This window comes from Sulfurivirga caldicuralii (assembly GCF_900141795.1).
Lineage (GTDB): Bacteria > Pseudomonadota > Gammaproteobacteria > Thiomicrospirales > Thiomicrospiraceae > Sulfurivirga > Sulfurivirga caldicuralii.
Genome location: NZ_FSRE01000002.1, coordinates 269,939 through 293,866, shown reverse-complemented (window position 1 = coordinate 293,866; position 23,928 = coordinate 269,939). Strand labels below are relative to the sequence as shown.

The following is a 23,928-nucleotide window of genomic DNA, read 5'->3' as shown; positions in this document are numbered from 1 at the left end:
GGCTTAGCTGACTTCAACCACTTCCACCTTAAATTCCAGCGTCTTGCCGGCCAACGGATGGTTGCCGTCAAGATAGACCTTGTCGTCGGTAATCTCGATGATGCGGAACTGCACCGGATTGCCGTCTGGGTCTTCCGTCTCCACCACCTCGCCTTCCTTCAGCTCGACGCTGTCATCGAAGTTTTCCGGCCCGGCATACACCACCAGCTCGGGACGGTGTTCACCATAGGCTTTCTCCGGCGGCAGGGTCACGCGCCCTTCAAAGCCGGGCTCTTCGCCTTCAAGATAGTCTTCCAGTCCCTCGATCAGCTGACCTTCGCCGTGTACATAGTCCAGCGGCTCGCCCCCGAAGGTAGACTCGATCACCTTGCCCTTTTCATCGCGCAGCTCGTAGTGAAACTTCACATAGCTGCCCTTTCGAATACGCGGCATACTCTTTCCTTTATAATTAATAAATAAATTAACGGCAATTATACCCCATGCGACAGATCGTCCTCGATACCGAAACCACCGGCATGAACAAGGGCCAGACCAATTTCTGGGAGGGTCATCGCATCATCGAAATCGGCGCCGTGGAGCTGGTGAAACGCCGCCCAACGGGCGATCACTATCACCAATACATCAACCCGGAACGGGAAGTCGAGGCCGAAGCGCTCCAGGTGCACGGCATCAGCAATGAATTTCTGGCCGATAAGCCCACCTTTGCCGACATTGTTGATGACTTCATGAACTGGATCAAGGGCGCGGAGCTGCTGATCCACAACGCCCAGTTCGATGTCGCCTTTATCAACTACGAACTGTCGCTGCTGGGCAAGAAAAACAAATGGGGACGGGTGGAAGACCACTGTACCATTACCGATACCCTGGCGCTGGCCCGCAAGCAGTATCCGGGACAGCGCGCCAACCTGGATGCCCTGTGCAAGCGGCTCGGCATCGACAACAGCAACCGCACCCTTCACGGCGCCCTGCTGGATGCCGAGATTCTCGCTGACGTCTATCTGGCCATGACGGGGGGACAGAGCGCCCTGCTGCTGGATGCCGAAACCACAGCGGATACTGCTGCCCACGCCGCAACAAGGCAGGCACGCTTCAAGGTACCCGTCCGCCGTGCCACTGCTGACGAGCTGGCCGCACATCAGGATTATCTGGCGAAGCTGCGCAGCAGCAGCCAGCAGACAAATCTGGACTGGTAAAGATGGAACGCTTTTTGATCAACACCGATAGCGAAGGCTGCCTTGAAGTCCCGCAGCAGCTGTTCGACCACCTGCTAAACAAAACCCTGCTGCATCTGAATGAAATGCTGGAGCAATCTGGAAATCTGCAAGAACTGCTGACGGATATTCTGGATTTCTTTCGTGAAGTACTGGCGACGGATTGTGCTGAAATCCGCTTATACGTAGAGGAGCGCTGCCTTTTTCACTTGAGTGAGGGCATGCCGTGCGATGAAGAAGACGACACTCGCTTTGAGCAGATCCCGCCAAGCCTTCAGCTGGCGCAGCTGGACAACGATGATGTCTTCGAGTGCTTTCCCGTCCAGCTTGACAACACCCCTGCCCACCTGGTGCTGCGTGCCCACAATGTGGATGCCAACATCTTTCGTGCCGTAAAGGCCATCCTCGCAGCAATGGCCCCGCTGGTGGAAAAGGTTATCCGGGAAAAACATATTCTCTACCAGTTGCAGGAAGCCTATCGCGCCATCAGCAGTCACGCCCTTTTTCTCCGCATCGATAGCACGTGCCACATCGACCAGGTGAGTGAGGCGCTTGCCCAACTATTGCAACGCGATGCAGACGCCATGTTGGGCAAGCCGCTTGAAGCGGTGCTGGGGGAAAAGCCTGCTGAAATCCTGTGTAGTGGCTGTGACGATCCACTCACAATCCATGTAGAAGCCAACAATCAATCCCTGGCGCTGCGGGCCACACGCATTGCCATCAAGGACGAAATGGGCGATCCGTATACCCTGTTTGTGTATGAAGATATTACTGCGCTGGTTGAAGCGGAGCGCCTTGCCCTGCACGACCCCCTGACGGGACTGTACAACCGCATCATGTTTGATGAAATCATTCAGCGCGAACTGCGCTATAACCTTCGCTACAAGCGCCTGACCGCCTTTGTGATACTCGATCTGGATCACTTTAAGGCGTTTAATGATACCTTGGGCCATCAGGCAGGAGATGCGGTGCTGAAGGCCTTTGTAGACGGCTTGTCGCAAACCTTTGCACGCCCCCACGACTTTCTCTTCCGCCTCGGCGGCGAAGAATTTGCCCTGCTGTTCAGCAGCTCAAAAGTAGAGCATATTCACAAGCAGATCCAACGGCTGTTTACCCATTTTGAAGCACACCCGATTGACCATCCTGCAAATCCGCCCTGGAACCGGCTCACCTTCTCGGCCGGTGCCGTGGTCGTTCCGCCACATTGTGCAAACACCATTGACACGGCACACCTGTATCAGCATGCCGACTCACTGCTATACGCCGCCAAGCACGCAGGGCGCAATACCTACCGGCTCGAAACGCTGGACTGCTCAGCCGAAAACTCCGCAGATGACCTTTGATCCACCCCTGTTTCCGGGGAGATTGCTGCGCCGCTACAAGCGCTTTCTCGCCGATGTGGAACTGGAAGATGGCGAGATCATCGTGGCGCACAGCCCCAATACCGGCAGAATGCTGGGCGTCTCTGACCCTGGCAGCCGCATCTGGATGAGCTATCACCCCGACCCGAAACGCAAGACCCACTACACGTGGGAGCTGACTCAGGTGGACGACATTTGCGTGGGCGTCAATACGGCTCGCAGCAATGCGTTGGTACAGGAAGTGCTGGAGTCAGGCGTGCTGGAGTTCTTTCGCGGCTATAGCCGCATCGAACGGGAGGTGCGCTACGGTAGCGAACGCAGTCGCATTGATCTGCTGCTGAAGGGGGAAGGTCTGCCGGACTGTTATGTGGAAGTCAAGAATGTCACCGCCGTGGATGAGCATGGTACGGCCATCTTCCCCGATGCAGTCACCCTGCGTGGGCAGAAGCACATGCGCGAACTGGGGCGCATGGTGGAAGCGGGACACCGAGCGGTCGTGGCCTATACCATTCAGCGCAGCGACGCCACAGCCTTTCGCCCTGCCGACGAAATCGATCCCGCCTATGGCGACGCGCTGCGTGAGGCGGTGGCAGCCGGCGTCGAGGTGCTGCCGCTCCAGTTTGACGCCAGCGCGCAGGCCATCACTTTTCGGAAACCGCTCGCGTTTTTGCCTTGACGCGAGCACCAGGCTTCAGGTCTGGCACATCCATAAAGGTAGCCGGGTCGAGACGGGTATTAAACCAGCTCATGCCCCAGTGCAGGTGCGGTCCCGTGGCGCGACCCGTCGCACCCACTTCGCCCACTTTCTGCCCCTTTTTGACAAGCTCGCCTTCGTGTACTGTCATATTCGAAAGGTGCATGAAGGTGGAACGCACGCCGCGGCCATGGTCGATCATCAGCGTATTGCCGCTCAGCACCATGGGGGTTGCCAACGTCACTTTCCCCCCTGCCGGGGCATAGACGGGCGTGCCGGTGGGTGCGGCGATATCCACACCATAGTGGGGCCGACGCGGCTTGCCGTTGAGAATGCGCTGTGACCCATAGACGCCGGAAATAATCCCGCTCGTCGGCCAGATGAAACGGTCACGCCAGCCCGCAAAGGGCAGGTCCAGCCTGCGTGCGGCACGCGCCCTGGCGATATCTTCGCGGATCTTTTTCAACGTTGCCTTGTCCGGTGACACATAACGCTTTTTCAGGCCATTGATACGCTGAATGGCGTACTTGCGCGGCGCCAGAGTAATTTCTCGGATAATGGTGCGGCCATCTGGCAACCGAACGCTAATCTCCTGTCGCGTCGCTGCATCACGGCTGAAACCGATGGGCCGCGCACCGCTTTCATCAACAATAAGCGTGCGTTTCGCATAGGAAATGCGGCTCCCAGGCGATGCGGTGACAATGGCATAGCCACCCTGCGTAAGCTGGCCACTGACCTGAATGGGGGTTTTCTGGTCATACGTGCCTGCTGTCGCGACAGTGCTGCAAAAGCCAGCCAGCAGGCAAAGTGTTCGTTTAAGCATGGGTTTCATTCAGCAATTCATCCATGGCCTTGTTAGCGAGCGCATCCGCACGTTCATTCTCCGGATGCCCTGCATGCCCCTTGACCCACTGCCAATGGACGCGATGGCGCTGCAGTTCCCGGTCCAGCGCTTCCCACAGGTCCCGGTTCTTGACCGGCTGTTTGTTGGCTGTCTTCCAGCCGTTGCGCTTCCAGTTGGGCATCCACTGGGTCACCCCATTTTTTACGTACTGGGAATCCGTGTATATTGTCACCTCCACTGGTTCTTTCAGGGCCTTGAGCGCCTCGATGACCGCAGTGAGCTCCATGCGATTATTTGTCGTTTCCGCTGCGCTGCCCCACAGCTCCTTTTCGTGCTCGCCATAACGCAATAACGCCCCCCAGCCGCCTGGGCCGGGATTGCCGCGGCAACCGCCGTCGGTAAAGATCTCAACCTTTTTCATGTACACTCCGATGCTGCAATCTGCGCGAGGGAATCCACGCACCTTTATTAATCGGCAGCCAGTTGGCCAGCTTCCAGTCCAGCCGCGTGGGATTCAACGGCACACTGCGTTTTTGTGCCACCACACAGTAGAAGCGTCCACTGTGCAGATAAGCCTTTTCCAGACCATATTCCAGCTGCTCCTTCCAGCGCGACCAGCGTCCTTCTTCATCCCTGCCCTCGGGCAGCCACCCCAGCGGCGTATGCTGCGCAAGAATGATTTCATAGCCCAGCAGGTTCAGCCAATCCACCACGCGGTGCATGCCGATCCAGTTGGCCGCTTTAAAGCGATCCTTGTCCCGGCCGAAATGACGCAGGCGCTGATTGGCCAGACTGAAGGGATTGAATCCGCAGATGGCCACATGACCGTCCAGCACCAGCATGCGATCCACCTGCCGCAGCAGATGATAGGGGTCGCTGATCGTTTCCAGCGTGTGCGGCAGCACGGCCACATCCACACTCTCCCGCCCGAAGGGCAGCAAATCAAAATCGGCCACTACGGTTTCAAAGCCGGGTGCCTTGCGTGGCCGTCCTTCCACCAGCACATGGGTGCTTACCTTGACATGCGTGGCGGGCGAGTCGGGCCACGGCGCACCCAGCTGCACCAGATAGTAGCCGAAAGCGCGCTCCAGCCCGGTCTGCAGCAACGCCGCCTGGGCATCCAGCAGGCCGCGCAAACGCGGCTGCCGGTACCAGTGATTGAGGAACTGCTGAAACTGAAACTGCATGACAGGAGCGGTTAAAATGATTAGGTTCAACATTATAGGGGGCTTTCGTGGACATACGTCCGATTCGCGCACTGGAAGACAATCTGATCTGGCTACTGATCCATGACAACCGCACCTGGGTCGTGGACCCCGGCGATGCCGTACCCGTCATGGAGGCACTGGAAGACAATGGGCTCACGCTGGAAGGCGTGCTCATCACCCATCACCATTACGATCACGTGCAGGGCGTGCAGGATCTGCTGGACCACTGCGGCACTGTCCCCGTATACGGTCCCGCCAACTCCCATTTCAGTGGCATTACCCATCCGCTGCGTGAAGGAGACACCGTAACCGTCGGCCCCTGGCTGTTCGATATTCTGGAAATACCCGGCCATACGCTGGATCACATCGCCTACGTTCATCCTCAGGCCGCATTTGTGGGCGACACTCTGTTTACCGCGGGCTGTGGACGCCTGTTTGAAGGCACCCCCGAGCAGATGGCCGCCTCGCTGTTAAAACTGCGCACTCTGCCGGACGAAACCCTGATCTACTGCGGTCATGAATATACGTGGGCGAATAGCCATTTCGCCGCCATTGCCGAGCCGGACAATGCAGCGGTAGCGTTACGCCGCAACCGTACCGTCGCCTGTTATCAGCGCGACGAGCTGTGTGTGCCGGAGATGCTGGCGGTCGAAAAGGCCACCAACCCTTTTCTGCGCTTCGACCGGCCCGCGCTCAAAGCATGTCTTCTCGATCGGGGCGCAGACGCCTCCGATGCCAGCCTGTTCGCCACCCTGCGTGGGTGGAAAGATGAACTGGATGCCACTGGCGAACTGGAGCCCCGCTCATGAAGCGCATTGCCCTTGCCGTCGCCATAACCAGCCTTCTGAGCGCCTGTCAGAGCCTGCCACAACGCAATGCAGGTTCGAGCGAACAGAGCAGAACGAAAACGCTGGCCCCGACAAATAAACAGACGCTGGCCCCGACAATTAAACAGACAACCAATACGTCGATAAACGCGGCGGACAAAAACGAAACGGCCAGCACCCCCTCGAAGGCACACCCCACCCAGCCGCCGGCACCACCGCGGGATCTGATCGAAAGGATTACCCGCGAGTTTACGCTGCTGCCGCAGCAGGATCGGGATTTCTCCACCTATGTCCGTTTCTACGAGCGCTACCCCATGCATCTGCAGCGTGTGCTGACCCGCGCCAAGCCGTTTCTGCCCATGATCTATGCCGAAATCAAGAAACGGAACATGCCAACGGAAATCACCCTGCTGCCCGCTGTGGAAAGCGCCTTCAACCCGAAGGCATACTCCTGGCAGGGGGCATCCGGCCTGTGGCAGTTTACCGCCAGCACCGCACGTATCGAGGGGCTGAAAATGAACTGGTGGTACGATGCCCGCCGCGATCCTTATGTCAGCACGCAGGCCGCACTGGATTATCTGGAAAAGCTGCACGGAATGACCGGCGACTGGCTGCTGGCGCTGGCCGCCTACAACGGTGGCATCGGCACCGTGCTCAATGCCATGAAACGCGTGCGCAAGCGACTTGGCCGTGAGGAGGTGACCTTCTGGGACATCCGCAAGGACCTACCCAGGGAAACCCAGAAATATGTGCCGCAACTGATGGCCATCTGCACGCTGCTCAAGACGCCGGAGCGGATCAGGACCGATCTTCCCACCATTCCGCTGCAGCCCGAGCATCAACTGCTCACCTTCAAACACCAGATCGATCTGGACACGGCACGGAAACTGAGCACGCTGGATAGCAAAACCTTTTATCACCTGAACGCCGGCTACAAGCGCACCGCCACCCCGCCCGACGGCCCGCACCATCTGCTGCTGCCCAAATCCTCGGCGGAGCGAATTCTGGCTGCGATGCAGAAAAAGCCTACCCTGCTGGCGGTCAAGTTGCGTCACCACCGCATTCGCCCGGGCGAAAGTCTGATTCTGTTGGCCAAGCGCTACGGCACCACCGTGAAAACGCTGAAGCGCCTCAATGACCTCACGAGCAATACGCTGATTGCAGGCCGCACTCTGATCGTGCCCAACACGCCGGTCAAAGCAACCCAGCTGGCGAAAACGAAGCCTGCGCGCTCAGCGGGGCACAAAGTTACCGTGCAACGCGGGGAAACCCTGTGGGAGATCGCCAGGCGCTATGGCATGAAAGTGAGCACCCTGGCGCAGGTCAACGGTCTGTCGGTACACAAGCCGCTGCGTCCTGGACAGACACTGCGCATTCCGCCCCAATACGCCAAGGCACGCATTTTGCACAAAGTCAAAGCGGGTGAAAGCCTGTGGCTGGTGGCGCGCCGGTACAACACCTCCACTGAGCAGCTCAAGCGCTGGAACGATCTGAAAAAAACCATGCTCAAGCCGGGACAGGAGCTGGTGATCTGGCTTGATCGCGCCAATAAACTGGCGTCCAATAACGGCTGAGATGCATGGATGCCCTTGCAAAAAGGCAGGCATAAAAAAACCCGCTGCAATGCAGCGGGTTAACAGGATCAAATCAGAGGAGGATACTCATGAAGAAACGTGAGTATGTTTTTCATGATACTTTCATGACAAATGCATGTCAAGTATTTTTTATGGCCATCAAAAGTAAAACTTATAGCCGTTAACAATCAAAATATTAGCGTTTATATCAGACTTTCCTGATGCGCTTATACGCGCCGCCAGCGGGTGCCTTCCGGTCCATCCAGCAGCTCGATCCCAGCCGCCTTCAGTTCATCCCGAATCTGATCCGCCCGCGCGAAATCCCGGTCCTTGCGCGCCTGATTGCGTGCCTCGATCAGCCGTTCGATCTCTTCTTCGCTCAGATCCGCCCCGGCGTCGCTGCGAAAGAAGGCTTCAGGTGTATCGTAGAGAATACCCAGCCGCTGTCCCAGCTTGACCAGCAGGCCCGCCAGCGCAGGCTCCTGCGACTTGTTCACGTCACGCGCCAGTTCAAACAGCACGGCAAAGGCCTGCGGGGTATTGAGGTCGTCATTCAGGGCGGCATCGAAACGGCGTTCATAGTCCGTATCAGCGACCGCCTCCCCCGGCATAATGTTCTCCAGCGCGCCATACAGGCGCTGCAGCTCCGCCTTTGCCTTTTCCAGATTGTCTTCCGAATAGTTTACCGGCGAACGATAGTGGGCCGACAAAAGAAAGGTGCGCAGCACTTCCGGATGGTAGGCCTTGATCACATCGCGGATGGTGAAGAAGTTGCCCAGCGACTTGGACATCTTCTCGTCATTGATGCGCACGAAGCCCACGTGCATCCAGTAGTTGACGAAATGCTCACCGGTGGCGCACTCGCTCTGGGCGATCTCGTTTTCGTGGTGGGGGAACTGCAGGTCCATGCCGCCCCCGTGGATATCGAAATGGGGCCCCAGGCAGCGGGTGGACATGGCGGAGCACTCAATGTGCCAGCCAGGCCGACCAAGGCCAAACGGCGCCGACCACTTGGCCTCCTCCGGCTCCTCGGGCTTGGCCGCTTTCCACAGCACAAAGTCCAGCGGGTCCTTCTTGGCCGCGTTGACATCGATGCGGGCACCCGCCTCCAGATCTTCCAGTTTCTTGTGAGACAGACGGCCGTAGTCGGGGAAGTCGCGCACGCTGAAATAGACGTCGCCGTTGTCAGCACGATAGGCGCACCCCTTGCCCAGCAGGGTTTCGATCATCTGCAGAATATCCTGCATGTACTCAGTGGCGCGCGGCTCCTCATCCGGCGGCAGGACATTCAGCGCCCGCTCGTCCTCGTGCATCGCGTCGATAAAGCGTGCCGTCAGTGCATTAATAGACTCGCCACGCTCGAGCGCTCGGTTGATGATCTTGTCATCGATATCGGTAATGTTGCGCACATACTTCACATCATAGCCTTGGGCGCGCAGATGGCGCACAAAGGTATCGAACACCACCATCACGCGGGCATGGCCCACGTGGCAGTAGTCATAAACGGTGACGCCACACACATATAGCCCCACCTTGCCAGGCTGAATGGGCTTGAAGGTTTCCTTCCGGCGGGATTCGGTGTTGTAGATCTGCAGTTCGCTCATGCCGCGGCCTCCGCTGCCTGACGGAAGCGGCGCAACGCTTCCTCGCGCCCCATCAGTTCAAACAGCACCGGCAGCTCCGGCCCATGCAGCTGGCCGGTGAGCGCCCAGCGCAACGGCTGGAACAATTGCTTGCCCTTGGCACCGGTCGCCTTGAGCGCTTCGGTCAGCTGCTTGAAGTCCGCACCCTGCGCCAGCGCTTCGGCCCCCGCCTCGAAAAAGCCCGGTGCAACTTCCACCGACAGTTCAGTCTGTGGCAACGGCACAGGCTCGAACAGGCGCTCGGCCCACGCCACCGCTTCGTCCGGCAGGGTAATGTTATCGCGCATCAGCGCGGCAAACGCCGGCCATTTTTCTGCCGGCACTTTGTCCTGCGCAAACGGTGCCAGCCATTGCGCCGCCGCTTCGTCGCTCAGGGCCTGTACCGCTTCCTTCTGCCAGAAGCGCAGCTGATTCTCATCGTAACGGGCCGGGGCCGTGCCGCACTGGCTCAGTTCAAAGCCATCGGCCAGCTGCTGCAGATCCATGAGCGTGTTGTCTGCATCCTTGTAGGTGTGCCCCAGTCGCGCCATGTAGTTGGTCAACGCCTGCGGCAGGAAGCCCTCTTCGCGCAACTGACGGATGGAACGGCTACCGTGACGCTTGGACAGCGGGCTGCCGTCCGGGCCGACGATCATGCTCATGTGCGCATACTCGGGCACCGGCAGCCCCAGGGCCTCCAGCAGCAGAATCTGTCGCGGGGTGTTGGTGAGGTGATCCTCGCCGCGAATGACGTGGGTGACGCCCATTAGCGCATCGTCAATGGCGTTGGAAAAGAAGAACGCCGCAGCCCCATCCGCCTTGCGAATAATGAAATCGCCAATGTCATCGGTCTTGAAACGCTGCCGCCCCTTAATGGCGTCCATGAACACCACCTCTTCGCCCTTGGGCACCTTGAAACGCAGGGTGTAAGGAATGCCCTCTGCCTTTTTCTGCGCCACCTGCTCCGGCGTCAATCGGCTACAGCGGCCATCATAGCGCGGCGGCTGGCCGGCCTGGGCCTGTGCCTTGCGCATGACTTCCAGTTCGGTGGGCGTACAGAAGCAGGGATAGGCCAGACCCGCATCCAGCAGCTGCTGATAGTATTTTTCGTAGATATCGCCGCGCTGGCTCTGGAAATAGGGACCGTTCGGCCCTTCCACGTCAGGCCCTTCCTGCCAGTCCAGCCCCAGCCACTTGAGATCTTCCTTCAGCGCATCAACATACTGCATGTCGCTGCGCTCGGTATCCGTATCCTCAATACGCAACAGAAAGGTGGCGCCGCGCTTGTGGCCCATCAGGGCGTTGAACAGGGCGGTACGCGCATTGCCCATGTGAATGTAGCCCGTGGGCGACGGTGCAAAACGGGTTTTCAAGATCCGATTCCTTTTATAATTCGTGACGAATCTGCATATTTTAACAGGAGGGCACCATGCTTCGACGCGGCCTGCTGACATTCCTGCTGACGCTGCCTTTGCTCGTTTCCGCAGCCGACGCAACCAAGCACCCGCAGGTGCTGCTGGAAACCAATTACGGCAACATTATTATCGAGTTGTTCCCGGAAAAGGCTCCGAAAACAGTGGAGAACTTCCTGCAGTATGTCAACGAGGGCTTTTATGACGGCACCATCTTTCACCGCGTGATCAAGGACTTCATGATTCAGGGCGGCGGCTATACGCAGGACATGCAGCGCAAGATTACCCGCGCACCCATCCCCAATGAAGCAGACAACGGCCTGCACAACCGTATCGGTTACGTGGCCATGGCGCGCACCAGTGATCCCCACTCCGCCACCAGCCAGTTCTTTATCAATGTGGCCAACAACAGCTTTCTGGACTTCCGCGAAAAGCATGGCCGCGGCTGGGGCTATGCTGTCTTTGGTCGCGTGATCAAGGGCATGCGCGTGGTCAACAAGATTCGCCAGGTTCAGACCGGCCGGAAAAACGGCATGAAGGATGTGCCGGTGAAGCCGGTCATCATTCTTAAGGCACGCCAGATTCAATAGGAGGCATTCATGAGCAACCCCAAGGTCATTTTTCACACCAACAAGGGCGATATCACCATCGAACTCTACCCCGAGAAGGCACCCAAAACGGTAGAGAACTTCCTGCGCTATGCGAAAGAGGGGTTCTATAACGGCACCATTTTCCACCGCGTCATTCCTGGCTTCGTGATTCAGGGTGGCGGCCATACTCCCGACATGGACCGCAAGCCGACGCACGAGCCCATTGAAAACGAAGCCGACAATGGCCTGAAAAACGAGAAATACACCCTGTCCATGGCCCGCACCATGGATCCGCACTCGGCCACCAGCCAGTTCTTCATCAACCTGAACGACAACGCCTTCCTCGACTTCCGCAGCAAGGACATGGACGGCTGGGGCTATGCAGTATTCGGCAAGGTCGTGGACGGCACCGACACGGTTGATGCCATCGCCAGGGTGCCCACGGGCAACTACGCCGGTCATCAGGACGTGCCGATGGAACCCATCATCATCGAATCCACCGACGTGATCGAAGGCGACATGGCGGAATGAGCGACAACGCCTGCCCCCCGCTCGTCGGGGGGGGTCCCCGACTTTTTACACGCACCGATTTTTCCCCTGCCGAAAAACCGGGCGAAAACGCGCCCTTTTCCTACGTTATCGCCGATATTCACCTGGAAACGGACGTTTCCCATCCCATCAACCGTCACTTTCTGCATTTTCTCGCCCACGAGGCGCCCGAGGCCGACACGCTCTACATTCTTGGCGACCTGTTTGAACGCTGGCTCGGAGACGATATCGGGCTGGAGGATTACGCACCTATCATCAATGCACTGCGCGCGCTGACCGACAGCGGCACCGCCGTCAAGCTGCTGTATGGCAATCGCGACTTTCTCATGCGCGAGGCGTTCTGGGATGCCACCGGCGTGCAGCCCATGCCGGAGGTGGTGCTCACGGACATTCATGGCCATTGCGTCATCCTCTGCCATGGCGATGAACTGTGCACGCTGGATACGGAATACCAGGCCGTGCGCCGCCGCCTGCGCAGCGCCTGGCTGCAGTGGCTGTTTCTGCACATGTCCAGGGCCCGCCGCCGTGCCGTGGGCGAACGCATGCGCCTGCGCTCACAGCAGGAAAGTGCGCACAAGCCGGATGCATGGATGGATGTGGATGAGGATACCGTGCGCAGCTGGTTTGACGCCTATGCGGACTATCCGCACCTTATTCACGGCCATACCCACCGCCCAGGCCACCATCTGTATCCCAATGGCCGACATCGCTGGGTATTGGGCGACTGGCGGCCGCAAGCGTGGGTGCTTAGAATTGATCCTTCCACCATTGCCTTTCACTGCCTGACGCCCGATGAACAGCCAGCCTGAACTGAGCATCTGGCATCATCCCGCCTGCCTGCTGCACGATCCCGGTCCACTGCACCCGGAGAACCGTCACCGCCTGGAAGCGTTTCTGGCGCGGCTTGATACGCCCGCGGCACCGCCCCATGTGCGCTTTGAACCCCCGGTTGCTGAAACAGAATGGCTGACACGCGTGCATCCCAAGGCTTATTTAAAAGCGTTGTGGGCGCACATTCCCGAGCAGGGTCATGCCCCACTCGACCCGGATACGGTGCTCAGCTCACACAGTCGTGAAGCCATCTTGCATGCTGCCGGCGCCGCCTGTGCGGCCGTGGAGTGGTCGCTGGCTCGACCGCAGCGGCGCGCCTTCTGCGCCATTCGCCCACCCGGGCACCATGCCAACCGTAGCCGTCCTGCCGGCTTCTGCTTTGTCAACAATGTGGCCGTGGCCGCCTACCATGCCCTGGCACAGCCCGGTATCGAGCGGGTGGCCATCGTGGATTTCGACGTGCATCATGGCGACGGCACCGAAGCCATCGTGGCCGGCGATGAGCGCATTCTTTTCTGCTCCAGCTTCCGCCATCCCTTCTATCCCGGCACAGGCATTCCGCCGCTGGCCGACAACTGCCATCCCATCCCGTTACCGGCAGGCTGCAATGGGCACCATTTCCGCGAGGCCGTGCAAGCGAGCGACTGGGCCGAATCGTTGCGGGCGTTTGCGCCGCAACTGCTGCTGCTCAGTGCCGGTTTCGATGCTCACGCGCGCGATCCGCTGGGCGGGCTGGCGCTGGAAGCGGAGGATTTCGCTTGGATTACACGCTGGGCACTTGCACTGACAACAGATTCGACCCAGGGTCGTGTTGTGAGCTGTCTGGAAGGCGGCTATGACCCTGAAGGCGTGGCCGACAGCGCCCTGGCGCACTGCCAGGCCCTGCTGGGCTAATTCCCCTTTTTACTGCCACCCCGTGCCCTCTGTATACAAAAAAGCCCGCACGAAGCGGGCCTGATACCTGATAGTTATTTGTAAGCAATCGTTTTATTCAAGCACCAGCGGCAGGAAGATGCTGCCTCCGCGGCGCAACACGCGCATGGGATACTTGCGTCCCTTGTGCAGCTTGCGCAACACCTTCTTCAGCTCGGCCACATTATGCACCGGATGGAAGTTGATACTGACGATAATGTCACCCGGGCGTAGACCGGACTTGGCAGCAGCGCCGTCGAAGACCTCCTCCACCAGTACACCACCGGGGATGCCAGGGGCTTCCTTGCGAAGTTCGGCCAGCTCTTCCGGCGTCAGATCACGCACTGCGGCGCCAAAGTGGCCGGCATTGGCTTTCGCCTTGCCCGTCGAAGCAGTCGCCTTGCCCTCATTTTTGGCTGTCACGGTTGCACTAACCGTCATGCGCTTGCCGTTGCGCAGCAGCACGATCTTCACACGCTCGCCCGGCGTGGTAATGCCCACCAGCGGCGGCAGGTCGGACGACTTGTTGATGGGCTGGCCGTTGTATTCGATGATAATGTCACCGGGACGGATACCTGCTTTTTCAGCCGGGGTGCCCTTGCCCACTTCGGCCACCAGCGCGCCGTACGGACGACTCATGCCGAAAGATTCGGCCAGGTCGGAAGACACTTCCTGAATGGTCACGCCCAGGAAACCGCGCTCCACTTTGCCCTTGGTCATCAGCTGGTTGGCCACATTCATGGCGATCTCGATGGGAATGGCGAATGACAGGCCCATGTAACCGCCGGTTTTGCTGAAAATCTGCGAGTTGATGCCCACCACTTCGCCGTTCATGTTGATCAGCGGACCGCCGGAGTTGCCCGGGTTAATGGGCACGTCGGTCTGAATGAAGGGCACATAGGACTCATTCGGCAGACTGCGCCCCTTGGCGCTGACAATACCGTGGGTCACGGTGTAGTCCAGACCAAACGGCTCGCCAATGGCAATCACCCACTGCCCCACCTTCAGCTTGCGGCTGGAGCCGATTTTCGCTGCAGGCAGGTTTTCGGCGTCGATCTTGAGCAATGCCACATCGGTGGCCTTGTCCCGACCTAGGACCTCGGCCTTGAACTCGCGGCGGTCGGACATGCGCACGATAATGTCATCAGCACCTTCCACCACATGGTTATTTGTAAGGATATAGCCGTTGGAGCGGATAATGAAGCCGGAGCCCAACGAGTGAATCTCTTCCTTTTGCGACGGCCGGTCTAACTGGCGCGGATCGATGCCAAAAAAGAACTTGAGAATTTCAGGCGGTACGCCCTGAAACTGCGGCGGAATCGCCTTGATGTATTTGGTGGTGGAGATATTGACCACCCACTTGCCCGTTTGCTCGGCCAGCTGGCTGAAATCGGGCAAGGCCACCTGCACCGGCTGCTGCACCGACTTCGACTTGTCCACGCCCCAGAATGCACCGGCACTCGCGCTACTGAGAATCAGCGCTGCGGCCAGTAGCCCGCTCGTCCATCGTTTCATAGTCTGACTCCTTTATAGACTTTCATGATATGTGGTTTCTGTATGGCTGCGAAGCGACGCGTCAGACCAAAACCGCCAGCCAACCCCAACATACTGCCGACAATGGCTCCCAATTCCGCATCCAATGCCTGCCCTGCCATGGCACCGACGATGAAACCGAGCAGCGGCACGCCATACGCCCACAGGCTCTGACGCAACAGGGCGCTTTCCGGCAGAGCAAGCTCGACCATATCACCTGTCTGAGCATTGTGCGTATTGGGAAGACGGATGGGCACGTGACGATTGGAAAACAGGGTTTCAAGCACGCTTGAGCCGCACACGCCTTTTGCGGCGCAACTGCTGCAACCGCTCTCCCGTTGGGTTTCCACCCATACCCACTGCGCATCTGCGCGCACCACGCGCCCGATACTGGTTTGCATGGCAGCGTCTATCGCGTCCATCTTCGCTTGTCTCTGTGGTGATGTAATACGTAGTAATATAACGCCTCTTTTCAAGCAGAACATGAAATGATTCAGACAGAACGCACCCGTACCGACGTGCTCGTCATTGGCAGCGGCATTGCCGGGCTCACTACAGCCCTGCATCTGGCCGACCACTGCCATGTCACCGTCATCGCCAAAAAGAACCTGGAAGAGGGCTCCACCTACTGGGCACAGGGCGGCATTGCCGCCGTGCTGGACCCCAGCGACTCGGTAGAGGCGCATGTGCGCGACACCCTCAACGCCGGGGCCGGTCTGTGCGATGAAAAGGTGGTGCGTTTTGTCTCCGAGAACAGCCGCGAAATGATCGACTGGCTGATCGAGCTGGGCGTGCCCTTTACGCCGGCGGAACCCGGTGCCCCCTTCCCGTTCCACCTCACCAAGGAGGGCGGCCACAGCCACCGTCGCGTCATTCATGCTGCCGACCATACCGGTCGCAGCGTAGAGACCATTCTGCTAGATCACGCCAAGGCGCACGAAAACATCTGCCTGCTTTCCCGCCACGAGGCCATCGACCTGATCCGCGACGGTGAGCGCGTCATTGGCGCCTATGTGCTGCACGAGCGCACCCATACCGTCAAGACCATTCAGGCGCAGGCGGTTGTGCTGGCCACGGGCGGTGCCTCCAAGGCATACCTTTACACCAGCAATCCGGATACCTCCACCGGCGATGGCATTGCCATGGCGTGGCGGGCAGGCTGCCCGGTGGCCAACATGGAATTCAACCAGTTTCACCCCACGTGTCTCTACCACCCCCGAGATCGCGCCTTCCTCATATCCGAGGCGGTGCGCGGCGAGGGCGGCATTCTGCGACTGCCGACCGGCGAGCGTTTCATGCATCAGTATGACCAACGGGGTGAATTGGCACCACGGGACATCGTGGCCCGCGCCATCGACAGCGAGCTCAAGAAGCACGGTTTCGATTACGTCCTGCTGGATATCACCCACCGCGGCAGCACCTTTATCAAGCAGCACTTCCCCACCATCTATCAGCGCCTGCTCAAGGTGGGCATTGACATGACGCGGGAGCCCATCCCCGTGGTGCCGGCAGCGCACTACACCTGCGGCGGCGTGGTTACCGATCTGCACGGCCGTACCACGCGCCCTGGGCTTTATGCCGTTGGGGAAGTGGCCTATACCGGCCTGCACGGCGCCAACCGCCTCGCCAGCAATTCGCTGCTGGAGGGTCTGGTCTTTGGCAGGGAAGCCGCCCACGACATTATCCGCACTCTGCCCATCCTGCCGCAGCAACCCAAAGCACCGTTGTGGGACAGCTCCAAGGTCGAGGATCCGCAGGAACAGGTGCTCATCAGCCACGACTGGGACGAGATCCGCCGCACCATGTGGGACTATGTGGGCATCGTCCGCTCCGACAAGCGGCTGAAACGGGCGGCAAAACGCCTGCGCATGATCCAGCATGAAGTGAACGAATACTACTGCCAGCACACCATCAACCCCAATCTGATCGAACTGCGCAACCTAGCGCTGGTAGCGGAGCTCATCGTGCTAAGCGCACGCAGGCGCAAGGAAAGCCGTGGCCTGCACTATAACAAGGATTACCCGAGAACCTTCAAGCGCGCTAGGCCAACGGTGCTGACGCCCAAATACTAACGCCAGCTCGATCAACAAAAAGCCCCGCAATTGCGGGGCTTTTGGTACCGGTCAGCAGCTTTGCTTACTTCTGCATGAACTGCTCCAGAATCTGCGGGTTCTCCAGCGTGGAGGTATCCTGGGTGATCTCCTCGCCACGGGCAATGGCGCGCAGCAGACGGCGCATGATCTTGCCGGAACGGGTCTTGGGCAGGTTGGAGCCGAAGCGGATGTCATCCGGCTTGGCGATGGGGCCGATCTCCTTGCTGACCCATTCGCGCAACTCCTTGATCAGCGCTTCACGCTCCGCGCCCTCCGGCACATCGCCACGGGGCACCACAAAGGCTACGATAGCCTCACCCTTCACCGGATCGGGGCGTCCGACCACAGCTGCTTCGGCCACGCGCTCGTGGGCAACGAGTGCGGATTCGATTTCCATGGTGCCGAGACGGTGACCAGACACATTAAGCACGTCATCCACGCGGCCCATGATCCAGAAATAGCCGTCTTCGTCGCGGCGAGCCGAGTCGCCGGCCACGTAGTAGCGGTTGTTAAACTGCGCCCAATAGGTATTCACGTAACGTTCGTCATCGCCCCATACGGTGCGCAGCATGGACGGCCACGGCTTGCGGATCACCAGATAGCCGCCGTTACCATGTGGAATCTCGTTGCCTTCCTCATCCACAACGGCCGCATCGATGCCGGGCAATGGGAAGGTGCAGGAACCGGGCTTCAGCGGCGTCACACCCGGCAGCGGCGCAATCATGTGCGCACCGGTTTCAGTCTGCCACCAAGTATCCACGATGGGGCAGCGTTCCTTGCCGATGACAGTGTAGTACCACATCCACGCTTCCGGGTTGATGGGTTCACCCACGGTGCCCAGAAGGCGCAGCTTGCTCAGATCGTACTCGCTGGGAATTTCGTCACCGAAACGCATCAGCGCGCGAATGGCCGTCGGCGCCGTGTAGAACACGGTAACCCCGTGGTTCTGGCACATTTCCCAGAAACGGCCGGCATGCGGATAGGTGGGCACGCCTTCGAACATGACGATGGTCTTGCCCAGCGCCAACGGGCCATAGGCCACATAGGTATGCCCGGTGATCCAGCCCACATCGGCGGTACACCAGAAGACATCGTCATCCTTCAGGTCAAACACCCACTCGTTGGTGACGATAGCGTTGAGCAGATAGCCACCTGAGCTGTGCTGCACTCCTTTCGGCTTGCCGGTGGAACCGGAGGTATAGAGCAGAAACAGCGGGTGCTCGGCATTCACGTTAACCGGCTCACAGTAATCTGGCATGCCGCGCTCGGCTTCGTGCCACCAGATATCGCGACCTGCGACCATCTCCACTTCTTCACCGGTGCGCTCGTAGACAATGACCTTTTCCACGCAGCCGCAGTGTTCTTCCAGCGCTTCATTCACGGCCGCCTTCAATGGCACCGTCTTGCCGCCACGGCGGCCGCCATCGGCAGTAATGACGATCTTGGCGCCGGCATCATCGATACGGTCGCGCAGCGCAACGGCTGAGAAACCACCGAACACCACCGAGTGAATCGCGCCGATACGGGCACAGGCCTGCATGGCGATCACCGCCTGCGGGATCATGGGCATGTAGATCACCACCCGGTCGCCCTCTTTCACACCCAGATTCTTGAGCGCGTTGGCGAAACGGCTGACTTCGTCGGTCAGTTCCTTGTAGGTGTAGCGGGTGACCTTGCCGTCGTCGGACTCGAAAATAATGGCAGTCTTGTCGCCCTTGGCGTCCAGATGGCGATCCAGACAGTTGTAGGAGACGTTCAGTTCGCCGTCAGTAAACCACTTGAAAAAGGGCGCGTTGCTGTCATCCAGCACCTGGGTAAAGGGCTTGGCCCAGGTAATCTTTTCCCGCGCCAGATCGGCCCAGAAGCCGACATGGTCCGCTTCGGCCTTGCGCTTCAGGGCTTCGTAATCTTCGGGCTTGATGTTCGCCTGGGCAGTGAATTCGGGGCTGGGCGGGAAAACGCGGTCTTCGTGCAGAATGGATTCGATAGTCTCAGACATGGCTTGACGCTCCTCTGGTAATTTCACTGACAAACTTGCGTAAATGCAGCCACTTTACGACTGCGGATAGGCAATTTCAAGACGGATTTTCTGGCCGTGGATCGCTTCCAGCAGGTCGTCATCCGGCAGCACATGGAAGCGTTCGCCCAGCTTAAGCTGACCGCGCGCACGGTCATTGCAGTATTCAATCACCACCGGCATGCCGTTTTTGCTGTGGTAGGTCTCCAGCAGAATGTTCAGCGCCATCAGCTTGTCCTGCGTGCTCTGTTCCGAATTGAGCCACAGCTTGAGGCCGCGCGCCTTTTCCACGCGTGCCTGAGCCAGCGGATAGATGTTCTTGGCGTCCATTTTTAGGCCGCCGTCGCCGTTGAAGGTGTCCTCGGACACCTCACCTTCCACCACCACCAGGGTATCGACGGCCAGAAAGTCCTTGCACTGCTCCAGCAGACTGGGGCCAACAATCACCTCCAGCCGCGCAGTCTTGTCGTCCAACGCGATAAATGCCATGGTATCACCGCGGCGGGTGCGCTTGCGCCGCAGCGCCACAATCAACCCGGCGGCGGTCTGCTGCTTGAATTTTTCCGCTCGCAGTTCGCGCAGCGGCTTGCCCACCAGACGATTCAGTTCGTCACGGTACAGTTCTATGGGGTGGCCGGTCATGTAGAGACCGAGGGTTTCCTTTTCGCCCTGCAGGCGCAGTTTCTGCGGCATTTCCGGCACATCCACCAGGTGATGCTGCTGATCGTCTTCCACCAGACCGCCGAACATGTCTAACTGTCCCGCCTCGCGATCCTTGTGAAACTGCTCTGCCACCGACAGCGCCTGCCCCAGGGAGGTGAGCATGGCCTGACGGTTGTCGTGTAGGCAATCCATGGCGCCAGCACGGATCAGCGCCTCGATCACGCGCCGGTTGACCTTGCGGTCCACCCGCTTGCAGAAGTCGAACAGATCACGATAGGGGCCGTTTTCCTCCCGTTCGCGGATAATGCCCTCCAGTGCGGCTTCTCCAACGCCCTTGATGGCGCCCAGGCCATACAGAATCCTGCCGCCGGGCTGCGGAGTAAAGCGGATGCCACACTGGTTGATATCCGGCTTGAGCACCTCCAGCCCCATGCTGAGGCACTCGTTGATCATGTGCACCACCTTGTCGGTGTTGTCCATGTCGGACGAGATCTGCGCTGCCATGAATTCGGCAGGGTAGTGCGTCTTCAGCCAGGCACTCTGATAGGACACAAGCGCATAGGCGGCCGAGTGGGACTTGTTGAAGCCGTAGCCAGCGAACTTCTCCACCAGGTCGAAGATCTTCATGGCCAGTTCGGGATCGACGCCCTGCTTTATGGCCCCCTCGCGGAACACTTCACGCTGCTTGGCCATCTCCTCCGGCTTTTTCTTGCCCATGGCGCGACGCAGCAGATCCGCACCGCCCAGCGTGTAGCCCGCCAGCACCTGGGCGATCTGCATCACCTGCTCCTGATAGAGAATGACGCCGTAGGTGGGCTCCAGAATGGGCCTAAGCCACTCGTGCTGATAGTTGGGATCAGGATAGGAGATCTTCTCGCGCCCGTGCTTGCGGGCGATGAAGTTATCCACCATACCCGATTCCAGCGGGCCGGGGCGAAACAGCGCCACCAGGGCGATGATGTCCTCGAAGCAGTCGGGTTGCAGGCGCCGGATCAGGTCCTGCATGCCGGCGGATTCCAGCTGAAAAACGCCCGTGGTGCGGCCGGTCTTGATCAATTCAAAGGTCTTGCGATCATCCAGCGGAATGCGCGCGATATCCACATAGCCCGCCTCCCCCGGCTGCTTGCCGGCATTGATGGACTGCAGCGCCCAGTCGATTATGGTGAGCGTGCGCAGACCGAGAAAGTCGAACTTTACCAGACCGATGCTTTCCACATCGTTCTTGTCCAGCTGCGTGACCACGCCCGTGCCATCCGGTTCCGACAGCAGTGGACAGAAGGTTTCCAGCGGACGCGGCCCGATGACCACGCCCCCGGCGTGCTTGCCGGTGTTGCGCACGGTGCCTTCCAGCTTCAGCGCAAGATCCAGCAGCTCGCGCACCTCCTCTTCATTGTCATAACGCGCCTTGAGATCCGGCTCCTGTTCCAGTGCCTTGGTGAGCGTCATGCCCAGATCCGGCGGGATGAGCTTGGCCACGCCGTCCACCATGCCGTAAGGATGCCCGAGCACGCGGCCCACGTCGCGCACCACCGCCTTTGCAGCCATGGTGCCGAAGGTGACAATCTGCGAGACGTGATCGCGGCCATAGTGGCGCGATACATAGTCGATTACCTCGTCGCGACGCTCCATGCAGAAGTCCACGTCGAAGTCGGGCATGGAGACCCGCTCCGGGTTGAGGAAGCGTTCGAACAGCAGGTCGTATTGGATGGGATCCAGATCGGTGATTTTGAGGGAATAGGCCACCAGTGAACCCGCGCCAGAGCCACGCCCTGGCCCCACGGGAATGCCGTGATCCTTGGCCCACTGGATAAAGTCGGCAACGATGAGGAAGTAGCCGGGAAACCCCATCTGAATGATGGTATCCAGCTCGAAATGCAGGCGTTCGTAATACTGCCTGCGCTTTTCCGCGAAGGCGTTTGCGTCCAGATGCCCAAACAGAAACTGCAACCGCGCATCCAGCCCCTGCTCACACACCTGCACAAAGTATTCGTCCATGCTCATCCCATCCGGGATGGGGAAGTCGGGCAGGAAGTATTCGCCCAGATGCAGCTGCACATTGCAGCGCCGTGCCAGCTCCACTGTATTTTCCAGCGCGCCGGGCAGGTCCGCAAACAGTTCGGCCATCTCCTCGCTGCTGCGGAAATACTGCTGCTCGCTATAGCGCTTGGGCCGGTTGTCGTCATCCAGCACATGGCCGGAGTGGATGCAGGTGCGCACCTCGTGGGCATCAAAGTCCTCGGCGCTGGCGAAACGCACGTCGTTACTCGCCACTGCCGGCCAGCCGTAGCGCTCGATCACCCGCGCGCTGTCGCTGATAAAGGCCTCCTCCCCCTCGCGGCCGGTGCGCACGAACTCCAGATAGATGCGGTCGTGGAAATGCGCCTCCCACCATTCGGCCAGCGCCGCCACCTGATTCAGGCGCCCAGCCGCCAGCGCGGCAGCGATCTCGCTCTGCGGCCCCAGCAGTGCCACCAGCCCCTCGCTGTGGCGCGCCAGCTCCTCCCGGCTCACCACGGGCACCATGTCGTGCTGCACCAGACGCTGCCCTTGCAGATAACTGTGGCTGATAAGGTGGGAAAGGTTGAGATAGCCCTGCTGATCCAGACACAGCAGCGTCACCCGCGTGGGCCCGCTGGCATCAGTCTCATTTTCCAGCCAAATGTCGGCACCGATAATGGGCTTTATGCCTTCCGCCAGCGCCGCCTTGTAGAACTTGACCAGTGCAAACAGGTTACCCTGATCGGTCAGTGCAACCGCCGGCTGCCCCTTTTCCTTGGCAAGCGCCACCAGCTCCTTCACCTTGAGGGTGCTGTCGACAATGGAGTACTCGCTGTGGGTATGAAGATGAACGAAGGGCTGCATGGACCGGTTCACATCGTAAAATAGAGGCACATTTTAACACTCCATTGCCTGCAACCATGACGCAAACCGGCCCCTTCTGGCTTCCCGAATCGCCCGCCCGCTTCCCGCCCACGCACTTGGCTGCGCGGGAGCCCAGCGGCCTGCTGGCAGTGGGCGGCGATCTCACTCCGGAATGGCTGCTGGAAGCCTATCGCCACGGCATCTTTCCGTGGTTCAACGCTGATGAACCGGTACTGTGGTGGACACCCGACCCCCGCTGCGTGCTGATGACCGATCAGGTCAGGATCCGCCGCTCACTGCGCAAAGTGATGAAAAAGCCCGGCTGGCGCGTCAGCTTCGATACGGCGTTTGACCGGGTGATCCGCGCCTGCGCAAAAACACCGCGCCCCGGACAGGAAGGCACCTGGCTAAGCGAGCGCATGATCCACGCCTACACCACGCTGCATTCCCTGGGGTATGCTCACAGTGTGGAAGTCTGGTGGGAGGATGAGCTAGTGGGGGGTCTGTATGGTGTCAGTCTGGGCAAGGTCTTCTTTGGCGAATCCATGTTCAGCTGGCGACCCGACGCCTCCAAGATTGCGCTGGTACGGCTGGCGCAACAGCTGCACGGGTGGGGCTTTCGCATGATCGACTGTCAGGTGCCCACCGATCACCTTATCTCCATGGGCGCCACGCTGCTGCCACGGGCGGAATTCGAGCGTCTGCTCAACGAAGATATCAACCAGATCTTCCCGGCACGCACGTGGCAAGACAGCACAACCCCTGTCTAAGCAGTTGTCAGCGCTTGTTTTTCCTTGCCTTGTGCCATGTTGCGGGTATAATTCGCGCAGGCAAATTTCAATCAATCGAGAGACTCATGGCAAAAGAAGACGTCATTGAAATGGAAGGCACCGTCAAGGACGTGCTGCCCAACACCATGTTCCGCGTAGAACTGGACAACGGCCACGAAATCCTCGCGCACATCTCTGGCCGCATGCGCAAGAACTACATCCGCATTCTCGAAGGCGACCGTGTCCGCGTCGAGCTGACCCCCTACGATCTGACCCGCGGACGCATCGTTTACCGTGAAAAATAAGCCGTTTCGGCCGTTTTTTTAATAAAAAAGCCGCTTCGGAACGAAGCGGC

22 protein-coding genes are annotated in these 23,928 nt (G+C 59.3%); 12 read left to right on the top strand and 10 right to left on the bottom strand.

Features of this window, described 5'->3' with window-relative positions; translation table 11 throughout:
* Window positions 1-3: 3 nt before the first annotated feature.
* Entirely contained in the window at window positions 4-432 is a 429-nt protein-coding gene (locus BUQ81_RS04625; protein ID WP_074201212.1) for an FKBP-type peptidyl-prolyl cis-trans isomerase, read from the bottom strand.
* A 47-nt stretch (window positions 433-479) separates the two neighbouring features.
* Between BUQ81_RS04625 and dnaQ the strand changes: the two genes are divergently transcribed.
* Genes dnaQ through sfsA form a run of 3 tightly spaced genes read left to right on the top strand, consistent with a single transcriptional unit; the run spans window position 480 to window position 3,248 of the window.
* The gene (gene dnaQ, locus BUQ81_RS04620; protein ID WP_074201211.1) at window positions 480-1,193 is read left to right on the top strand and encodes a DNA polymerase III subunit epsilon; all 714 of its coding nucleotides are present in this window, start codon (window positions 480-482) and stop codon (window positions 1,191-1,193) included.
* A 2-nt stretch (window positions 1,194-1,195) separates the two neighbouring features.
* A complete protein-coding gene (locus BUQ81_RS04615) occupies window positions 1,196-2,554 on the top strand; it encodes a GGDEF domain-containing protein (protein WP_074201210.1) in 1,359 nt (452 codons plus the stop codon).
* Window positions 2,544-3,248 (top strand): DNA/RNA nuclease SfsA, encoded by a 705-nt coding sequence (gene sfsA, locus BUQ81_RS04610; protein WP_074201209.1) that lies wholly within the window; start codon window positions 2,544-2,546, stop codon window positions 3,246-3,248. Before BUQ81_RS04615 ends, sfsA begins: the two co-directional genes overlap by 11 nt.
* On the opposite strand, the gene BUQ81_RS04605 is transcribed toward sfsA, so the two are convergent.
* Genes BUQ81_RS04605 through BUQ81_RS04595 form a run of 3 tightly spaced genes read right to left on the bottom strand, consistent with a single transcriptional unit; the run spans window position 3,214 to window position 5,297 of the window.
* A complete protein-coding gene (locus BUQ81_RS04605) occupies window positions 3,214-4,098 on the bottom strand; it encodes a M23 family metallopeptidase (protein WP_200770550.1) in 885 nt (294 codons plus the stop codon). The genes sfsA and BUQ81_RS04605 overlap by 35 nt on opposite strands.
* Window positions 4,082-4,531, bottom strand: a complete 450-nt coding sequence (rnhA, locus tag BUQ81_RS04600) for a ribonuclease HI (RefSeq protein ID WP_074201208.1) — start codon at window positions 4,529-4,531, stop codon at window positions 4,082-4,084. The genes BUQ81_RS04605 and rnhA overlap by 17 nt, the downstream gene beginning before the upstream one ends.
* Window positions 4,518-5,297 carry a class I SAM-dependent methyltransferase gene (locus BUQ81_RS04595; RefSeq protein ID WP_159432263.1) on the bottom strand — a complete coding sequence of 260 codons (780 nt, stop codon included), beginning with the start codon at window positions 5,295-5,297 and terminating at the stop codon, window positions 4,518-4,520. The genes rnhA and BUQ81_RS04595 overlap by 14 nt, the downstream gene beginning before the upstream one ends.
* Before the next feature lie 47 nt (window positions 5,298-5,344).
* On the opposite strand from BUQ81_RS04595, the gene gloB reads away from it, so the two are divergent.
* Window positions 5,345-6,127 carry a hydroxyacylglutathione hydrolase gene (gloB, locus tag BUQ81_RS04590; protein ID WP_074201206.1) on the top strand — a complete coding sequence of 261 codons (783 nt, stop codon included), beginning with the start codon at window positions 5,345-5,347 and terminating at the stop codon, window positions 6,125-6,127.
* A complete protein-coding gene (locus BUQ81_RS04585; RefSeq protein WP_074201205.1) occupies window positions 6,124-7,719 on the top strand; it encodes a lytic transglycosylase in 1,596 nt (531 codons plus the stop codon). The genes gloB and BUQ81_RS04585 overlap by 4 nt, the downstream gene beginning before the upstream one ends.
* 227 nt (window positions 7,720-7,946) lie before the next feature.
* Here BUQ81_RS04585 and cysS read toward each other — a convergent pair whose 3' ends face one another.
* Both cysS and gltX read right to left on the bottom strand, forming a co-directional pair.
* On the bottom strand, window positions 7,947-9,323 hold the full coding sequence (gene cysS, locus BUQ81_RS04580; RefSeq protein WP_074201204.1) for a cysteine--tRNA ligase: 1,377 nt from the start codon (window positions 9,321-9,323) through the stop codon (window positions 7,947-7,949).
* Window positions 9,320-10,714, bottom strand: a complete 1,395-nt coding sequence (gltX, locus tag BUQ81_RS04575; protein WP_234947344.1) for a glutamate--tRNA ligase — start codon at window positions 10,712-10,714, stop codon at window positions 9,320-9,322. The genes cysS and gltX overlap by 4 nt, the downstream gene beginning before the upstream one ends.
* Window positions 10,715-10,770: 56 nt before the next feature.
* On the opposite strand from gltX, the gene BUQ81_RS04570 reads away from it, so the two are divergent.
* The 4 genes from BUQ81_RS04570 to BUQ81_RS04555 are packed head-to-tail and all read left to right on the top strand — an operon-like array spanning window position 10,771 to window position 13,617.
* Window positions 10,771-11,343 carry a peptidylprolyl isomerase gene (locus tag BUQ81_RS04570; protein WP_074201203.1) on the top strand — a complete coding sequence of 191 codons (573 nt, stop codon included), beginning with the start codon at window positions 10,771-10,773 and terminating at the stop codon, window positions 11,341-11,343.
* A gap of 9 nt (window positions 11,344-11,352) precedes the next feature.
* Entirely contained in the window at window positions 11,353-11,874 is a 522-nt protein-coding gene (locus tag BUQ81_RS04565; RefSeq protein WP_074201202.1) for a peptidylprolyl isomerase, read from the top strand.
* Complete coding sequence (locus tag BUQ81_RS04560) at window positions 11,871-12,701, top strand: UDP-2,3-diacylglucosamine diphosphatase (protein WP_084188234.1); 831 nt, start codon at window positions 11,871-11,873, stop codon at window positions 12,699-12,701. The genes BUQ81_RS04565 and BUQ81_RS04560 overlap by 4 nt, the downstream gene beginning before the upstream one ends.
* Window positions 12,685-13,617, top strand: coding sequence for a histone deacetylase family protein (locus BUQ81_RS04555; protein ID WP_074201201.1), 933 nt, complete (start codon window positions 12,685-12,687; stop codon window positions 13,615-13,617). Before BUQ81_RS04560 ends, BUQ81_RS04555 begins: the two co-directional genes overlap by 17 nt.
* Window positions 13,618-13,710: 93 nt before the next feature.
* On the opposite strand, the gene BUQ81_RS04550 is transcribed toward BUQ81_RS04555, so the two are convergent.
* Complete coding sequence (locus BUQ81_RS04550; protein ID WP_084188233.1) at window positions 13,711-15,150, bottom strand: DegQ family serine endoprotease; 1,440 nt, start codon at window positions 15,148-15,150, stop codon at window positions 13,711-13,713.
* Complete coding sequence (locus BUQ81_RS04545) at window positions 15,147-15,590, bottom strand: SoxR reducing system RseC family protein (RefSeq protein ID WP_159432262.1); 444 nt, start codon at window positions 15,588-15,590, stop codon at window positions 15,147-15,149. Before BUQ81_RS04545 ends, BUQ81_RS04550 begins: the two co-directional genes overlap by 4 nt.
* Before the next feature lie 66 nt (window positions 15,591-15,656).
* Here BUQ81_RS04545 and nadB point away from each other — a divergent pair, with 66 nt between their 5' ends.
* Window positions 15,657-17,240 carry an L-aspartate oxidase gene (nadB, locus tag BUQ81_RS04540; RefSeq protein WP_074201199.1) on the top strand — a complete coding sequence of 528 codons (1,584 nt, stop codon included), beginning with the start codon at window positions 15,657-15,659 and terminating at the stop codon, window positions 17,238-17,240.
* 64 nt (window positions 17,241-17,304) lie between these two features.
* Here the strand turns inward: nadB and acs are convergent, their stop codons facing one another.
* Together acs and dnaE are read right to left on the bottom strand one after the other, a co-directional pair.
* On the bottom strand, window positions 17,305-19,260 hold the full coding sequence (gene acs / locus BUQ81_RS04535; protein WP_074201198.1) for an acetate--CoA ligase: 1,956 nt from the start codon (window positions 19,258-19,260) through the stop codon (window positions 17,305-17,307).
* Between the two features lie 54 nt (window positions 19,261-19,314).
* Window positions 19,315-22,803 (bottom strand): DNA polymerase III subunit alpha, encoded by a 3,489-nt coding sequence (gene dnaE, locus BUQ81_RS04530; protein WP_074201426.1) that lies wholly within the window; start codon window positions 22,801-22,803, stop codon window positions 19,315-19,317.
* A gap of 56 nt (window positions 22,804-22,859) precedes the next feature.
* On the opposite strand from dnaE, the gene aat reads away from it, so the two are divergent.
* Both aat and infA read left to right on the top strand, forming a co-directional pair.
* The gene (aat, locus tag BUQ81_RS04525) at window positions 22,860-23,573 is read left to right on the top strand and encodes a leucyl/phenylalanyl-tRNA--protein transferase (protein WP_074201197.1); all 714 of its coding nucleotides are present in this window, start codon (window positions 22,860-22,862) and stop codon (window positions 23,571-23,573) included.
* An 86-nt stretch (window positions 23,574-23,659) separates the two neighbouring features.
* On the top strand, window positions 23,660-23,878 hold the full coding sequence (gene infA / locus BUQ81_RS04520; RefSeq protein ID WP_074201196.1) for a translation initiation factor IF-1: 219 nt from the start codon (window positions 23,660-23,662) through the stop codon (window positions 23,876-23,878).
* The last annotated feature ends 50 nt before the right edge of the window (window positions 23,879-23,928 follow it).

Excerpts from the sequence above, each read along its gene's own strand:
- cysS (WP_074201204.1), bottom strand. The coding sequence starts at position 9,323 with ATGAGCGAACTGCAGATCTACAACACCGAATCCCGCCGGAAGGAAACC.
- nadB (WP_074201199.1), top strand. The coding sequence starts at position 15,657 with ATGATTCAGACAGAACGCACCCGTACCGACGTGCTCGTCATTGGCAGC.
- BUQ81_RS04570 (WP_074201203.1), top strand. The coding sequence starts at position 10,771 with ATGCTTCGACGCGGCCTGCTGACATTCCTGCTGACGCTGCCTTTGCTC.
- infA (WP_074201196.1), top strand. The coding sequence starts at position 23,660 with ATGGCAAAAGAAGACGTCATTGAAATGGAAGGCACCGTCAAGGACGTG.
- sfsA (WP_074201209.1), top strand. The coding sequence starts at position 2,544 with ATGACCTTTGATCCACCCCTGTTTCCGGGGAGATTGCTGCGCCGCTAC.
- rnhA (WP_074201208.1), bottom strand. The coding sequence starts at position 4,531 with ATGAAAAAGGTTGAGATCTTTACCGACGGCGGTTGCCGCGGCAATCCC.
- BUQ81_RS04545 (WP_159432262.1), bottom strand. The coding sequence starts at position 15,590 with ATGGACGCGATAGACGCTGCCATGCAAACCAGTATCGGGCGCGTGGTG.
- aat (WP_074201197.1), top strand. The coding sequence starts at position 22,860 with ATGACGCAAACCGGCCCCTTCTGGCTTCCCGAATCGCCCGCCCGCTTC.
- BUQ81_RS04605 (WP_200770550.1), bottom strand. The coding sequence starts at position 4,098 with ATGAAACCCATGCTTAAACGAACACTTTGCCTGCTGGCTGGCTTTTGC.
- BUQ81_RS04565 (WP_074201202.1), top strand. The coding sequence starts at position 11,353 with ATGAGCAACCCCAAGGTCATTTTTCACACCAACAAGGGCGATATCACC.
- BUQ81_RS04595 (WP_159432263.1), bottom strand. The coding sequence starts at position 5,297 with ATGCAGTTTCAGTTTCAGCAGTTCCTCAATCACTGGTACCGGCAGCCG.
- dnaE (WP_074201426.1), bottom strand. The coding sequence starts at position 22,803 with ATGCAGCCCTTCGTTCATCTTCATACCCACAGCGAGTACTCCATTGTC.
- BUQ81_RS04625 (WP_074201212.1), bottom strand. The coding sequence starts at position 432 with ATGCCGCGTATTCGAAAGGGCAGCTATGTGAAGTTTCACTACGAGCTG.
- BUQ81_RS04560 (WP_084188234.1), top strand. The coding sequence starts at position 11,871 with ATGAGCGACAACGCCTGCCCCCCGCTCGTCGGGGGGGGTCCCCGACTT.
- BUQ81_RS04555 (WP_074201201.1), top strand. The coding sequence starts at position 12,685 with ATGAACAGCCAGCCTGAACTGAGCATCTGGCATCATCCCGCCTGCCTG.
- BUQ81_RS04615 (WP_074201210.1), top strand. The coding sequence starts at position 1,196 with ATGGAACGCTTTTTGATCAACACCGATAGCGAAGGCTGCCTTGAAGTC.
- dnaQ (WP_074201211.1), top strand. The coding sequence starts at position 480 with ATGCGACAGATCGTCCTCGATACCGAAACCACCGGCATGAACAAGGGC.
- BUQ81_RS04550 (WP_084188233.1), bottom strand. The coding sequence starts at position 15,150 with ATGAAACGATGGACGAGCGGGCTACTGGCCGCAGCGCTGATTCTCAGT.
- acs (WP_074201198.1), bottom strand. The coding sequence starts at position 19,260 with ATGTCTGAGACTATCGAATCCATTCTGCACGAAGACCGCGTTTTCCCG.
- BUQ81_RS04585 (WP_074201205.1), top strand. The coding sequence starts at position 6,124 with ATGAAGCGCATTGCCCTTGCCGTCGCCATAACCAGCCTTCTGAGCGCC.